At 65.5% G+C, this 13403-nt stretch carries 20 protein-coding genes; 13 read left to right on the top strand and 7 right to left on the bottom strand.

Annotation, left to right across the window (positions count from 1 at the left end):
• Positions 1-20: 20 nt before the first annotated feature.
• Positions 21-266: a DUF6894 family protein gene (locus tag ILT42_RS04490; RefSeq protein WP_204214113.1), complete on the bottom strand. Its 246-nt coding sequence runs from the start codon at positions 264-266 to the stop codon at positions 21-23.
• Positions 267-355: 89 nt separating this feature from the next.
• Between ILT42_RS04490 and ILT42_RS04485 the strand changes: the two genes are divergently transcribed.
• From ILT42_RS04485 to ILT42_RS04475, 3 genes are read left to right on the top strand one after another with little or no spacing between them, the layout of a single operon-like run.
• Positions 356-766: a VOC family protein gene (locus tag ILT42_RS04485; protein ID WP_204214112.1), complete on the top strand. Its 411-nt coding sequence runs from the start codon at positions 356-358 to the stop codon at positions 764-766.
• A gap of 1 nt (position 767) precedes the next feature.
• Positions 768-1097 (top strand): hypothetical protein, encoded by a 330-nt coding sequence (locus ILT42_RS04480; RefSeq protein WP_204214111.1) that lies wholly within the window; start codon positions 768-770, stop codon positions 1095-1097.
• A 54-nt stretch (positions 1098-1151) separates the two neighbouring features.
• Entirely contained in the window at positions 1152-1643 is a 492-nt protein-coding gene (locus ILT42_RS04475; protein WP_204214110.1) for a cupin domain-containing protein, read from the top strand.
• A 20-nt stretch (positions 1644-1663) separates the two neighbouring features.
• Here the strand turns inward: ILT42_RS04475 and ILT42_RS04470 are convergent, their stop codons facing one another.
• From ILT42_RS04470 to ILT42_RS04455, 4 genes are all read right to left on the bottom strand, one after another.
• Positions 1664-1924, bottom strand: coding sequence for a hypothetical protein (locus tag ILT42_RS04470; protein WP_204214109.1), 261 nt, complete (start codon positions 1922-1924; stop codon positions 1664-1666).
• A gap of 233 nt (positions 1925-2157) precedes the next feature.
• Entirely contained in the window at positions 2158-2385 is a 228-nt protein-coding gene (locus ILT42_RS04465; RefSeq protein WP_204214108.1) for a hypothetical protein, read from the bottom strand.
• Positions 2386-2452: 67 nt separating this feature from the next.
• Positions 2453-2758: a hypothetical protein gene (locus ILT42_RS04460; protein WP_204214107.1), complete on the bottom strand. Its 306-nt coding sequence runs from the start codon at positions 2756-2758 to the stop codon at positions 2453-2455.
• Positions 2759-2854: 96 nt separating this feature from the next.
• On the bottom strand, positions 2855-3109 hold the full coding sequence (locus ILT42_RS04455; protein ID WP_204214106.1) for a hypothetical protein: 255 nt from the start codon (positions 3107-3109) through the stop codon (positions 2855-2857).
• A gap of 206 nt (positions 3110-3315) precedes the next feature.
• On the opposite strand from ILT42_RS04455, the gene ILT42_RS04450 reads away from it, so the two are divergent.
• Positions 3316-4206, top strand: coding sequence for a LysR family transcriptional regulator (locus ILT42_RS04450; RefSeq protein ID WP_204214105.1), 891 nt, complete (start codon positions 3316-3318; stop codon positions 4204-4206).
• Here the strand turns inward: ILT42_RS04450 and ILT42_RS04445 are convergent.
• Positions 4200-5381, bottom strand: a complete 1182-nt coding sequence (locus ILT42_RS04445) for a L,D-transpeptidase family protein (protein ID WP_204214104.1) — start codon at positions 5379-5381, stop codon at positions 4200-4202. The two genes, ILT42_RS04450 and ILT42_RS04445, sit on opposite strands and share 7 nt — an antisense overlap.
• Before the next feature lie 249 nt (positions 5382-5630).
• Between ILT42_RS04445 and ILT42_RS04440 the strand changes: the two genes are divergently transcribed.
• From ILT42_RS04440 to ILT42_RS04420, 5 genes are all read left to right on the top strand, one after another.
• A complete protein-coding gene (locus ILT42_RS04440; protein ID WP_204214103.1) occupies positions 5631-6170 on the top strand; it encodes a sigma-70 family RNA polymerase sigma factor in 540 nt (179 codons plus the stop codon).
• Positions 6163-6927 carry an anti-sigma factor family protein gene (locus tag ILT42_RS04435; protein WP_204214102.1) on the top strand — a complete coding sequence of 255 codons (765 nt, stop codon included), beginning with the start codon at positions 6163-6165 and terminating at the stop codon, positions 6925-6927. The genes ILT42_RS04440 and ILT42_RS04435 overlap by 8 nt, the downstream gene beginning before the upstream one ends.
• Positions 6928-6965: 38 nt before the next feature.
• A complete protein-coding gene (locus tag ILT42_RS04430) occupies positions 6966-7682 on the top strand; it encodes a Bax inhibitor-1/YccA family protein (RefSeq protein ID WP_204214101.1) in 717 nt (238 codons plus the stop codon).
• Between the two features lie 28 nt (positions 7683-7710).
• Positions 7711-8310, top strand: coding sequence for a DUF2076 domain-containing protein (locus ILT42_RS04425; protein ID WP_204214100.1), 600 nt, complete (start codon positions 7711-7713; stop codon positions 8308-8310).
• A gap of 96 nt (positions 8311-8406) precedes the next feature.
• Positions 8407-9051 carry a DedA family protein gene (locus ILT42_RS04420; protein ID WP_229428466.1) on the top strand — a complete coding sequence of 215 codons (645 nt, stop codon included), beginning with the start codon at positions 8407-8409 and terminating at the stop codon, positions 9049-9051.
• Positions 9052-9084: 33 nt separating this feature from the next.
• Here the strand turns inward: ILT42_RS04420 and ILT42_RS04415 are convergent, their stop codons facing one another.
• Positions 9085-9855: a DeoR/GlpR family DNA-binding transcription regulator gene (locus ILT42_RS04415; RefSeq protein WP_204214098.1), complete on the bottom strand. Its 771-nt coding sequence runs from the start codon at positions 9853-9855 to the stop codon at positions 9085-9087.
• Between the two features lie 172 nt (positions 9856-10027).
• On the opposite strand from ILT42_RS04415, the gene ILT42_RS04410 reads away from it, so the two are divergent.
• From ILT42_RS04410 to ILT42_RS04395, 4 genes are all read left to right on the top strand, one after another.
• Positions 10028-10843 (top strand): HAD-IIB family hydrolase, encoded by an 816-nt coding sequence (locus tag ILT42_RS04410; protein ID WP_204214097.1) that lies wholly within the window; start codon positions 10028-10030, stop codon positions 10841-10843.
• On the top strand, positions 10840-11040 hold the full coding sequence (locus tag ILT42_RS04405; protein ID WP_204214096.1) for a hypothetical protein: 201 nt from the start codon (positions 10840-10842) through the stop codon (positions 11038-11040). Before ILT42_RS04410 ends, ILT42_RS04405 begins: the two co-directional genes overlap by 4 nt.
• Positions 11033-12031 carry an ABC transporter ATP-binding protein gene (locus ILT42_RS04400; protein ID WP_204214095.1) on the top strand — a complete coding sequence of 333 codons (999 nt, stop codon included), beginning with the start codon at positions 11033-11035 and terminating at the stop codon, positions 12029-12031. Before ILT42_RS04405 ends, ILT42_RS04400 begins: the two co-directional genes overlap by 8 nt.
• Positions 12032-12127: 96 nt before the next feature.
• Positions 12128-13375, top strand: a complete 1248-nt coding sequence (locus ILT42_RS04395; RefSeq protein ID WP_407664534.1) for an ABC transporter substrate-binding protein — start codon at positions 12128-12130, stop codon at positions 13373-13375.
• Positions 13376-13403 lie beyond the last annotated feature (28 nt).

Here is a 13403-nt window from a genome sequence, read left to right as displayed (position 1 = left end):
GCTTCACCGATGGGGGTCTCCTAGTCCGGACGGTCTTCGACTTCAACAGCCTCCAGGAAAGGATACTCCAGAACGATCTCGCCACGGCCGTCCGTGACCTCGAAACGGCAGTCGCGCCAGCTTGACGGCTGCACGATCGCGGAGGCCATCAGGTCCCGTGCGGCCGCACGCGCGGCTTCCCAGGCGGCATCCGCGTCCGGAAAATCCTGCCCGTCCCGATCAGGAAGATAGTCGCTTTCCAACTGGATGTTGAAGAAATAGCGCATGCCGATTCTCCTGAGGCCGCCGATCTGTCATCGTCAGGCAACCATGGGACGGCGGCAGAAATGCGCCGCACCCGGCCGGAAGGAAAACGATGCCGCAACTCGACGCGATTCTGGAGACGGCTCTCTATGTCGACGACCTGCCGAGGTCCAGGCGCTTCTATGAAGCGCTGGGGCTGCGCATCCTGCGCGCGGACGAGCGCATGTGCGCCTTCGATGTCGGAGGCCGCAGCATTCTCCTGCTTTTCCTGCGGGGATCGACCCAAGGGACAGTGGTGATGCCGGGCGGAACCATTCCGCCTCACGATGGTCATGGTCCGCTGCACATTGCGTTCGCGGTCACGGCCGAGGATCTGGCGGCCTGGGAGAACGTTTTGCAAGACAGGAACATCGACATCGAGGGGCGCGCCGCTTGGTCCAGGGGCGGGCGCAGCGTCTATTTCCGCGATCCGGACGGACATCTGCTCGAGTTGGCGACGCCCGGCCTCTGGGAGACCTATTGAGATGCCGCTTCTCACCGAAGCCATCGCCGAAGCGGTGGGCGCCATCGATGCAGCCCTCCTGCGGCTCGACGAGGGTACCGATGCGGTCACGGGATTGAACGACGTGCGCTCTCATATCCTCAGCGTCCTGTGGCTCGTGGAACGCAATCCCGGCATCGAGGCGGCCGCCGACGATCTCTATCAGGCCGCCGCAGCTTTCGTCCGCGCCAAGGCCGATCCGAGTACGGGAAACCGCCACAAGCGCATCCTGAACGACGCCATGGCGCGTTTCCGGGAAAGACTAGCCATGGCCGTGCCGAGCGTCCAAGCCCAGCGTCTCGGCTTGGCGTGACGGACATGCGCCCACGCGATCCGCAATCGAGAAAACCCGGAACGGAGACTTGAGATGAGCGAACACGGCGATCATTCACATGATCACGACGGGGCCTGGAAGCATGACGGCGTGCGGGTGATCAAGGGCGATCAACTCGATCCGAACACCGCGCAGACGCCCGGCATGTTTCGACAGGCCGCGATCAACCATGCCCGCGTGGGGGCGCAAAAGATCTGGGCCGGCACCGTCTCCATCCAACCCAACGCCAAGACGGGCGTCCATCACCACGGCGAGCTGGAGAGCGTCATCTACGTGGTCCGTGGCCGCGCCCGGATGCGGTGGGGCGAGCATCTCGAATTCGTGGCCGAGGCCGGACCGGGCGATTTCATCTACGTGCCGCCCTTCGTGCCGCACCAGGAGATCAACGCCAACCCGGATCAGCCGCTGGAATGCGTGCTGGTGCGGTCGGACAACGAAGCCGTCGTGGTCAACATCACGGAGGTGGAGCCGGTGGAGCACCCGGAAGAGGTGTATTGGGTCGATCCGATCCACAAGCATCCCTGAGGGCGAATCCGCGCGTCGTCTCACGCCCCGGCCCTCGCAGGATCCTCCCGGACGCAGGTCATGGGCACGATCCGGATCCGCAGTTCGAGATCCGCGTCGCTCGAGCGCCGGGCCACCCAATGGGACCCATCCTCGCTGCGGCCGGCTTCGGCGTAATCGGCGAGCCATTGGCTGACCGCGAGGGCGGCAGCCGTGTAGTCGTCGTAAGCATCCTCGAGGCGCCCTCCATCGAGGAAGCGATCCTCTTGCCCGACCAATTGCCAAACGACGCGGTAAGTCATCCGCCCGCTCCGGACTTTTCGCGATCAAGACGGCTGCACGAACAGTATTCACGGCGCCGAGGCCAGCTCCAGCGCCGTCGGAGCGACGCCCGAACGAGGCATCGCTCAAACCAACATCTGGGGAGATGCTGGGTTCGGGCAAGCCCCACCCGGCGCCAGAAGTCCCAAACAACGCCGGGAACATGAGACCCCGCCGCAGGACACATTTCTTGTGGCGGGTCCGTCCCGGTCGATCAGTCGTCGTTCTCTGAGGTGAGCTGCTCCGGACGCAACCCTTCATCGACCTGGCCGCGCACGGCGCCCTGGCCGAGATCCTGGGACAGGACGGAGTGCACGATCTGCCGGATCGCGTCCTCGCGCGTGGCTGCCTCGCGATGCCGGACCCGCCAGGAATCCAGGGCCCGCAACTGCTCCGGCCCCAAGCGAACCTCGATGACGTCCGACCGGTCCTGCACCTTCATCGTGGCACCTCGTGCGTCGAGCCTACGGCTATGCTTGGGTTGACAACGATTTGGCGCGCCATCCGGTTCAACGGCGGCGGCGCTTCGGCGGCCTGGGCCGCGACGGCTCCTTCTCCTTGACGACCGCAGGCTTCGTCTTTTCCTTGGAAATCATGCTTTTCGGAAGCGGGCGGGTCATGCATTGGGCAACATGGGCGTTGCGCCTCTCGACGATGCGGCGGTAGGCGTCCGTGCCCGTCCGGCTTTTCGGTGCGATCCGATCCTTGGCCTCCTGCCGGCAGAACTCGCGCTTGGCCACCAGATCCTCGTCCGCTTTCGCTTCCGACGCGAACGCCAGGCAGGCCAAGGCGAGGATGGACGCGGCGAGACGCATGAGGCACCTATCGTACGGGAAGGTCCCTTGTAGCGGAGCAGGCGCGACCACGCATCCCTGATGAGGCGTCAACCTTAACGGCGAGACGAAGCCGTCTCAGGGTTTCCGCAAGCGGCGGACATTGGCCCGGACGTGGCGGCGATACCCCCTCACCACCTTCTGAGGCGAGCCGCCGGCCGCCAGGGTGAGCATGGCTTCGGAAAAGGCCGCCATCTTCTCCGTGACCATCAGCATGGATTCGGCCGGCGTTCCCCGCCCAAGGGCAATCTGCGACAGGCGGGTCCAGATCACGCTTTGGGATTCCATCATGAGGAGCGTGGTATTGAAGGTCAGTTGCATCCAGGGCAGCATCGGGAATCCTTCGAGGGCTTGCAGGAGATAACACCCCCGGCACGACATCCGATCCCGCGCCGGACGCAAGGGAGGTCTGCAAATCCTCCTTCCGCAGGCCGGCCCGGCCGTCGACGGGTTGGCGGAGCGCCGGTTTTGTGGCCATTCTTCTCCCGGAGCCGGAACGCGGCATCGTCATTCCCTTCTCCGCGCGTCGAGGGTGAATATTGGACTGGGACAAGATCAGGGTCTTCTACGAGGTTGCGGAAGCCGGGAACTTCACGCGGGCCGGAGAAAAGCTCGGGGTCAACCAGTCGTCGATCAGCCGCAATATCGGCGCCCTGGAGCGGGACCTGAAGGTGCCTCTCTTTCACCGCCATGCCCGCGGACTCATCCTCACGGAGCATGGGGACGTGCTCTACAGGGCCGCCCGCGAGATGCGGATGAGGCTGGAGGCCACGCGCCAGCGACTGGCGGAGACCAGCGAGGTCCCGTCCGGAGACCTGCGGGTGACCGCCACGGTGGGCATCGGGGCGATCTGGCTCGCGCAAAGGGTCTCGGAGTTCCTCGATCTCTATCCCAGCATCAACGTCCACCTCGTCATCACCAACGAGGAGCTGGACCTGGCCATGCGCGAGGCCGACGTGGCGATCCGCCTGCGCCGCCCCGCCCAGCCAGACCTGATCCAGCGCCGGCTCTTCACGGTGCATTATCACGCCTATGCGGCGCTTTCCTATATCGAACGCTTCGGCGAACCGCTGACGATCGAGGACCTCGACCGGCACCGCATCCTGTGCCTCGGCGGCGATCAGCCTGCCTTCATCCTGGCCATCCACAGGCTTTCGACCATCGGGCGTGGCCCGAAAGACCCGCGGCCGCGGCATTTCGTGGTCAATGACAGCCTAGCCTTGCGCCAAGCCATCGAGACGGGCGGCGGCATCGGTATGGCGCCCGCCTATTCTATGGACGCCAATGCCAAGGTCACGCGGGTCCTGCGGGATGTGGAGATGCCCACCTTGGACAGCTATCTCGTCTATCCCGAAGAGATGCGATCCGTCGCCCGCGTGCAGGTTTTCCGCGACTTCCTGGTCGCGAAGGCGCAGCGCTGGACCTACTGAACGCCCCCCTGCACCGATCCCGTGACGATCTCTGGCTCGAGGAACTCGACCGGAACTCCCGGCTCCACCAGCCGGACCAGCTCCTTGGCGTCCCAGTTGGTCAGGCGCACGCAGCCGTGGCTGTTCGTTTTGTCGATCTTGCTCGGTTCGGGCGTTCCATGGATGCCGTAGGTCGGCTTGTCGAGGCCGATCCACACGGCTCCCACGGGGTTGTTGGGGCCGGGGGGCAGGCGCAAGGCCTGGGTGTTGTTGCCCTGCTGGAAGTTCACCTTCGGCCGGTACCAGTATTCCGGATTGACCGCGACGGCCTTCACGGCATGCACGCCGCTCGGGGACGGCATCGCGGCGCTCCCGATGGTCGCCGGATAGGAGACCACGAGGGCGCCCATGGCATCGTAGCCGAAGAGCTGCTTCTTGACCTTGTCGGCCACGAGCCGCGCCACCTTGCGGGATGCGGGCTTGCCGACATTGGCTACCGTGATGGTCGCCCCCGCTTCCGTGAACGTCACGTCGGGGTTGATCTGGCGCAGAACGTCCTCGTCCATGTGGAACTTCTCGGCCAGGGCTTCAGCCGCATTCCGGTAGGCGAGGGTCTCCAGCTTGGCGAGTTCGGCGTAATCCTTGGGCAGGTCGGGAACGAAGGGCCCGGCCACGTCCTGGGGCTGGATGACGTAGGTCACGAGGGGCGGCGAGGGGTCGAGGCTCTCCAGCGCGCTCCAGACCTGCGCGTCCAGGATCCCGTTGACGGGAAGCCCCTGCATGGCCTCGAAGGCGGAGATCGCCTTGGCGACGTTGTCGCCGTAATAGCCGTCGATCACCCCTGGCGACGCATGAGCGCGCTTGAGCATGACCTGAAGCTTGAGGATCGCCGGACTCTGGTCCGCCGAGCGCAGGGCGACGGGCGTGAAGCCCGCCCCATTGGCGCCGGCGATGAGGTCGGCCCCGCTCATCCTGGTCTTGCCCGGGCGGACGGCCTCCCTGGGGGCCTCGCGGGCCGGCCGCGCGGCCTCCGGAACAGGCGCGGTCGGGCTCGGGACGGGGGCGGCTCCCAGCGGAGGCAGGGGGCTGACCTCGATCAAGGCCCTGACAGGCTCGTTGGCCGATGCCGGTCCCGTGATGAACCCCGAGGCCGCAAGGATGAACGCCAGATGAGATGCAGCATAACGCCCGAACATGAAACAAGCCCGCGAGAACAGAAAGGATCCGGTTGGTCTAAAATCATCTCTCCTGGTGCTTAAAAGAGCGTTTAAATGCGCCCGTCGGCCCTCCAATGCTGTCCTTTGTCGTAAGGATAAATCCCTAGATGATTTTATATTGTCAGGTGGTCCGATTTCCTCAGCTGTAGTCTCCCACAACGAAAATTCGAAAAAATCCGCAGATCTTGGGATTAGGGCCGTGGCCGCCCACGTATACGGATCGTGAGCATGCCCCCGAACCCCGATGTGATCGACCTCCTGCCGCGTCTGCGCCGCTACGCGCAGGCCTTGACGCGCGACAGCGCGGCCGCGGAGGATTTGGTCCAGGATGCCCTGGTGCGCGCCTACGAGCGCCGTCACACCTTCCGGCCCGGCGGCAACCTGCGCGGTTGGCTGATGTCGGTGCTCCACAACGTATTTGTCGACGGCCGCCGCCGCGCTCAAGCGGAGACCCGGAAGGTCGAGGGCGCGGCCGGCCTGGCCGACGAGGCATCCCAGCCGGATCAGGAGTGGCACGTCCGCCTCAGGCAGGTGGGGGAGGCCTTCTCGAACCTGCCGGACGAGCAGCGCGAGGCCTTGTATCTCGTGAGCATCGAAGGGCTGTCCTATCAGGAGGCCGCCCAAACCCTGGAGATTCCTGTCGGAACCCTGATGTCGCGCCTCGGGCGTGGCCGGGCTGCCCTGCGCGCTTTCGAGGAGGGCCGCGACGGCGCCGACACGCTTCGCCCCCGTCCCCAGCTGCGCGTCGTAGGAGGTCAGCATGAGTGAGCCCGTCACCAACGCGGATCTCGAGGCCTATATCGACGATCAGCTCGATCTGGGGCGCCGCATCGAGGTCGAGGATCACCTGTCCCGCAACCCTGGCGCGGCGGCCCGCATCATGGCGGATCTGCGCGCCAGAGACGCCTTGCGCGTCCTCTTCGCCGAGGCGCCATCCCGTCCCTCGGAGGCGACGCTCGATGCCGCGCGGCGCCTGAATCGGGGACTGGCCCGGCAGCGCGTCGCCCTCGCGCTCCGGCGTGCCGCAGCGGTGGCGCTCCTGGTCGGCCTCGGTTGGTTCGCCCACGGGCAGAACGGCTTCCTGGGCATCTCGGAAAGTGACGCGTCTCCGAAGCCGCCTGCTTTCGTCGAGGATGCGATCCACGCCCATCAGACGGCTCTGGTGCGTGCCCGCATGGCCTCCCAGCGTGAGGCGTCGGATTACGATCCCGCCGAGATCCTGCAGGAGACGGGCGTGTCCCTGCCGGCCCTGCCGAAGGATTGGCGCGTCAAGGACGTGCAGGTCTTCCCGGCACGGGCGGGGCATGGCGTCGAGCTCTCCGTCGATGCGCGGGAACTGGGGCCCGTCTCCCTCTATGCCGCCCGGGCCGGCACCTTCGGGGTCATACCGCCCTCCATCGCCCGAGGGCCCAACGGGCGCACGGTCTACTGGCAGACCGGAGAGCTCGTCTACGCCCTGACGGGCAGCGCCCAGGAGCCGTCCCTCGAGAAAGCCGCAGGCCGCCTCTCGGCCAGCCTGCGCTGAACCTTTTCAACGATCGCCAATGCACAAGGAAGCATGACATGAATACGCCTTTCGCCTGGAACAACACTGCGACGCGGGTCGGCTCCGCGGCGTTCGACGAGGGCCTGCGCCAGCACATGCTGCGGGTCTATAACTACATGGGCCTCGGTCTCGTCATGACGGGCGTCGTGGCGTTCCTGGTCTCGTCGACGCCCGCGCTGTACGTTCCCATCTTCTCCACGCCGCTCAAGTGGGTGGTGATGCTGGCGCCGCTCGCCTTCATCTTCTTCTTCTCGTTCCGGGCCCACGCTATTTCGGCCGCGACGGCTCAAACCCTGTTCTGGGTCTTCTGCGCCCTCATGGGCCTGTCGCTCGCCTCCGTGTTCCTCGTTTTCACGGGCACGAGCATCGCGCGCACCTTCTTCATCACGGCGGCGATGTTCGGCGCCACCAGTCTGTGGGGCTACACCACGAAGCGGAATCTCGCGGCCATGGGGTCGTTCCTGATCATGGGCCTCATCGGCGTCCTGATCGCGTCCGTGGTGAACATCTTCGTCGGCTCGAGCGTGCTGCAATTCGCCATCTCGATCCTCGGCGTCGTGATCTTCACGGGACTGACGGCCTACGACACGCAGTCGATCAAGGAGCAGTACGCGGAGGGCTTCGGCACGGAGGCCAACAACAAGCTCGCCGTGCTCGGCGCGCTCTCCCTGTACCTCAACTTCATCAACCTGTTCCAGCTTCTGCTGAGCCTCACGGGCCAGCGGGAAGAGTAATCGGTTCATCACGACAGGAGACACATTCGTGAACCATCAAGACCGGCATGCGATTGAACAGCTTTTCGGCAAGCTCGCCCAGGTGGAAACGCAGGCGTCGGCACCCGACGCCGAGGCGGCCTCGCTCATCCGTTCGCAAATCGCCCAGCAGCCCCAGGCTCCGTACTTCATGGCCCAGACCATCATCGTGCAGGAGCAGGCGCTCAGCGCCGCGCAAGGGCGCATCCAGCAACTGGAGCAGCAGATCGCCAGCCGTCCGGCCGGTGGAGGCGGCTTCCTGTCGGGACTGTTCGGCGGAGGCGCCCAGCCGGCTCAACGTCAGCCCCAAGCCAACCCGATGATGCAGCCGGGCCAGCCCTCAGGGCCCTGGGGCGGCGCTCCCGGCGCCCAGCCCGGCATGGTGCCGGGGCGTGGCGGCGGCGGCGGGTTCCTGGCCGGCGCGGCTCAGACCGCCATGGGCGTGGCCGGCGGTGTGATGCTCGGCAACATGCTCATGGGCGCTTTCGGCGGCGATGATGCGAAGACGGCCGATGCGGCAGGAGCGCAGCCCGAGCCGGAGCAGACCGCAGCCGCCGACGAGGGCGGCGGCATGTTCGACGGTTTCTTCGGCGGGGAAGACGAGGCTTAAGGCTCCGCTCATCTCAATGACATAATCCTCCGGCACGTCGCGGGTCCCGCGACGTGCCTTCCTTTTTTCCAGGAGATCTTCGTGCTCGATCAGGCGATGGCCGATATCGGCGGCTTCATCACGACCCATCAGGCTTGGGCCGGTCCGATCATGGGCGCCGTGGCGTTCGGAGAATCCCTGGCCTTCGTGGGCCTTCTGGTGCCAGCCACGGCCCTCATGCTCGCGGTGGGCGGCATGATCGGCACGGGCGCCATCGATCCGGTACCGGTCCTGGCCTGGGCCATCGGCGGAGCCGTGCTGGGCGACGCGGTCTCCTACGTGATCGGTCTGACCATGGGCATGGGCGTCTGCCGGCGCTGGCCCCTCAACAGGCATCGGAGCGCCGTCGCCCGCACGCGCCTGTTCTTCCGACGCTACGGCTTCGCCACGATCTTCCTGGGCCGTTTCCTGGGGCCGATCCGCTCCACGGTGCCGCTGGTGGCTGGCGTCCTGCGCATGGACCACCGGGCATTCCAGGTCGCCAACGTGCTGTCCGCCATCCTTTGGGTGCCGCTGATGCTGTCTCCCGGCTACCTCGCCGCCAAGAGCATCGCCGGGCAGGAGGGATCGCAGGAGGCCGACTGGATGCGGCTTCTCACGGTCGCGATCCTCGGCAGCATCCTTGTCACGTGGCTCATCGCCCGGAAGGTGGGGGCAAAGCCCCGGTTGCGGTCGGCCGCCGCCCGATCCCCGGCGTCTTGAGCTTCCGTCCCCTCCGGCCGGGATCGCGGGATTTCACACGTGGAGCGCTGTCGGCCCGGCCGCAATCCTCTCGCCGAGCGCCCCGTCAGGCTTCCGGTCCGTCACGAGGTCGGACAGACCGTCCAGGGGGCAGATCCGTTCGAGATGACGGCGGCCGAATTTGCTCGAATCAAGAAGCAGAACCTGACGCTCCGCCCTGTCGATCATGCCGCGTTTGACCCAGGTGGCGCCGGTCTCCACGTCCGTCGGCCCATCAACCGTCAGGCCGCTCGCGCCGATGAAGGTGACGTCGGCGTAGAAGCCCTTCAGGAAGGCGCAGGTCTCGGAGCCGTAAACGCCCCCCTCGCGACCTGAGACGTCCCCAGGGCAGAAAATGACCCGGGCGGCGTCGTTCATCGCGAGGGCCTGCGCCACCGCAAAGCAATTGGTGATGACCGTCACGCGGATCGCCGCGCGCGCGAGGGCATGGGCGAAGCGGGCCGTCGTGGAGCCGGAATCGATCATCAGCACATCGCCCGCCTTCACGAGGCCGACGGCCTTGGCGGCGATCGCATCCCTCTCCTCGACCGCAAGGGCCTCGCGCTCCTGATAGGCGGGCTGAAGGCCGAGCTGCCGCCCGGCGGCACCCCCATAGGTCCGGCTGACGAGGCCCTGCTGGGTCAGCTCCTCGATGTCCCGGCGAACCGTTTCGACCGAAACCCCAAGTCGTCGCGCGAGGTCCGAGGTGCGGACGGTCGGGCTGAGGCCGAGTTCGGACACGATAGCCCGTTGGCGGCGCGCCTTCTTTCCCTCAGGCAGGTACATAAGAATGATGTCCTGTGACCTAATAATGTGGTACTTTCCTCTAAAACGTTGGCATATTCAACATTAGTCTGCTTGATATCCCACATTTCCGTTTCTAGTCTCATCCATCGCCAAAGGCCTTCAATTCGTGTCCAGCGCCCCGTTTCAGCCCTTCACCGACGAGTCCTCCCGCATGAGGCCGCTCTCGAGCCTGCCGACATCGGCGGCCGCAGGCGTGCGGGTTGTCTTGAGCGACATCGACGACACCATTACGACGGACGGGGTTCTGAGCGCAGCCGCCTACGAGGCGCTCGAGCGGCTGCACGCGGCCGGCTTCCTGGTGATCCCGGTGACCGGTCGGCCGGCGGGCTGGTGCGACCATATCGCCCGCATGTGGCCGGTGGATGCGGTCGTGGGCGAAAACGGCGCTTTTTATTTCCGATACGACCGGGCGGCCCGGACAATGCTGGAGCGCTTCTGGGTGGACGGGGCGCAACGGGAGCTCAACCGTCAACGGCTCGCTGGCTTGAAGCACCGGATCCTCGACCAGGTGCCCGGCGCGGCGACGGCGAGCGACCAGCCCTATCGGCTGGCCGACCTCGCCATCGATTTCTGCGAGGATGTGGAACCGCTGCCCGAGGCTGAGATCGACAGGATCGTGTCCCTGTTCGAGGAGGCGGGCGCGCAGGCCAAGGTGAGCTCCATCCACGTCAACGGGTGGTTCGGCGATTACGACAAGCTTTCCATGACGCGCGTTCTGTTGGCGCAAGAGTTCGGAATCGACGAGGCGATGGCCGATACCTGCGTCATCTATGCGGGTGATTCTCCCAACGACGAGCCCATGTTCGAGGCGTTCCCGCTCAGCGTCGGGGTCGCCAACATCCAGGCTCTCGCGCATCGCCTGAGAACCAAGCCTGCCTATGTCACACGGGGCCACTCGGGCGAGGGATTCGTCGAACTCGCCGCCCTGCTGCTGGAGGCCCGGGGCGCGGCAGGAGGCAGGACGTGACGGGACTGTCATCAAAACAGGATCTGGCCGTGGTAACGCCGGCCGAACGGGTGGCGCAGATCGTGGGGGATGCGTTTCCCGCGCCGCGACCCGAGTCCTGTCGGCACGACGGCGACTGGCGGCTGCGACTGGTGACGAAGCCGGCGCGCAGCTTCGATCCCCTTTCCTGGTTCCGCAAGGCAAAACCCCATGTCTGAAATCGTCGTTGACGCCGTATCGAAAACCTGGGGCGGCGTCGGTGGCGTGGACCGGATCGGCTTCAAGGCGGATGCCGGCCAGCTTCTGGTTCTCCTCGGGCCTTCCGGTTGCGGCAAGTCGACGACGCTGCGCCTCATCGCGGGCCTCGAGGAAGTCGATGCCGGCACGATCATGATAGGCGGACGGGACGTGACGGCGCTGTCGCCCGCCGAGCGCCGGATCTCCATGGTGTTCCAGTCCTACGCGTTGTTCCCGCACCTGAATGTGGCGGAGAATATCATTTTCGGCCTTCGGGTGCGGGGCGTCGGGCGCGGCGAGCGCGACGCCAAGCTCAGGAAGGTCGCGGATCTCGTCGGACTCTCGCATCTGCTCGATCGCAAGCCGTCCCAGCTCTCCGGGGGGCAGCGCCAGCGCGTGGCGCTGGGCCGGGCGATCATTGCCGAGGCCCCCGTCTGCCTGATGGACGAACCGCTCTCCAACCTGGACGCCAAGCTGCGCCACGAGATGCGCACGGAAATCCGGGGCCTGCAGCAGCGCCTCGGTATGACCATGGTTTACGTCACCCACGACCAGACCGAGGCCATGACCATGGCCGACCGGGTGATCCTGATGCGCGACGGTCACATCGAGCAGAACGGCGCTCCCCACGAGCTCTACAACGAACCGGCCAGTGACTTCACGGCCCGCTTCATCGGAACGCCTCCGATGAACATCATTCCCTGGAAGGACCAGCTTCTCGGGGTGCGGCCGGAGCACGTGGTACTCATGGAGCGCGACGGCCTCCCGGCCCAGGTGAGGGCCGTCGAGTATCTGGGAGCGGACAGCATCGTGCTGTGCGACCTCGAAGGCGAGACCATGGCGGTGCGCCAGGCAGGCTATTGTTCCCTTCAGCCGGGAACCAAGGTCGGGCTCGGATGGGATAACCGTCACATTCATCTGTTTGAGAAGGACGGCGGGAAACGCCGCCATGACGGCGCGCGTCCTCATTGATCGTCTTGCCTCGGATGACGACGTCGCCCGAGCAAGGCAGCGCATGACAGGGAGGGTCTGATGAAGTTCTACACCAAGGCGTTACTGGCGGCCGGGATGATAACGGCCGCGGGCTGGGGATCTGGCACGGCCCACGCGGTCGACCTCACCATGTACTATCCGGTCGCCGTCGGCGGCCCCTTGACCAATGTCGTCGACGACATGGTTCAGCGTTTCCAGAAGGAAAACCCCGACATCAAGGTGCAGGCCGTGTATGCCGGCAACTACACCGACACGATGACCAAAGCCATGACGGCCATGAAGGGCGGCCAGCCGCCCCAGCTCTCGGTCTTGTTCTCCACCGATCTGTTCACCCTGATGGACGAGAACGCGATCGTGCCGATCGACGATCTGGTGGGAGCGGACGGCAAGGGTTGGCTCGACAGCTTCTACCCGGCCTTCATGGAGAACGGAAGGATTGGCGAGAAGACCTGGAGCATCCCCTTCCAGCGTTCCACCATCGTGCTCTACTACAACAAGGACGCTTTCAAGGAAGCCGGTCTCGATCCCGAGAAGCCGCCGGCGACCTGGGCCGAGATGGCCGAGATGTCCAAGAAGCTGGTCAAGAAGGATGCTTCGGGCAACGTTACGCGTTGGGGCGTCGAGATCCCGTCCACGGGGTACGGGTACTGGATGTTGCAGGCTCTCGCGATCGAGAACGATCAGCGCCTCATGAACGAGACCGGCAACAAGGTCTCGTTCAATGAGAAGAAGACCGTGGAGGCCCTGCAATACTGGGTCGACCTTTCGCGCAAGGATCAGGTGATGCCGACAGGCGCCATCGAATGGGGTACGCTGCGCACGGACTTTCTCGAAGGCAAGACTGCCATGATGTGGCACACCACCGGTAATCTGACCGCCGTGAAGGATGCCGCGAAGTTCAACTTCGGCGTCGCCATGCTGCCCGCCAAGGAACGGCGCGGGTCTCCCACCGGCGGCGGAAACTTCTACGTGTTCAAGAGCGCCACCCCCGAGCAGCAGAAGGCCGCGGTGACGTTCATCCGCTGGATGACCTCACCGGAGCGCGCCGCGGAATGGAGCATCAAGTCGGGCTACGTCGCCGTGACGCCTAAAGCCTACGAGACGGAGGCGATGAAAACCTACGTGCAGGGCTTCCCGCAGGCTGTCGTGGCCCGCGATCAACTGCAATATGCGGTTCCGGAACTGTCCGTCCACGAAAACGGCCGCATCTACAAGATCGTCAACGACGCCGTTCAGGCGGCCGTCACCGGTGCTCAGACGCCTCAGGACGCTCTTGAAAGCGCCCAGAAGCAGTCCGAGCGGGTCTTGAACCGCTACCGCTGATCCATGGCACTCAAGGAGCCGCGGCTAC

Origin of the sequence: Microvirga pudoricolor (assembly GCF_016892705.1) — a bacterium.
Classification (GTDB): Bacteria; Pseudomonadota; Alphaproteobacteria; order Rhizobiales; family Beijerinckiaceae; genus Microvirga; species Microvirga pudoricolor.
Note: the sequence above shows the minus strand (reverse complement) of the source record. Positions and strands in the feature narration are given on the sequence as shown.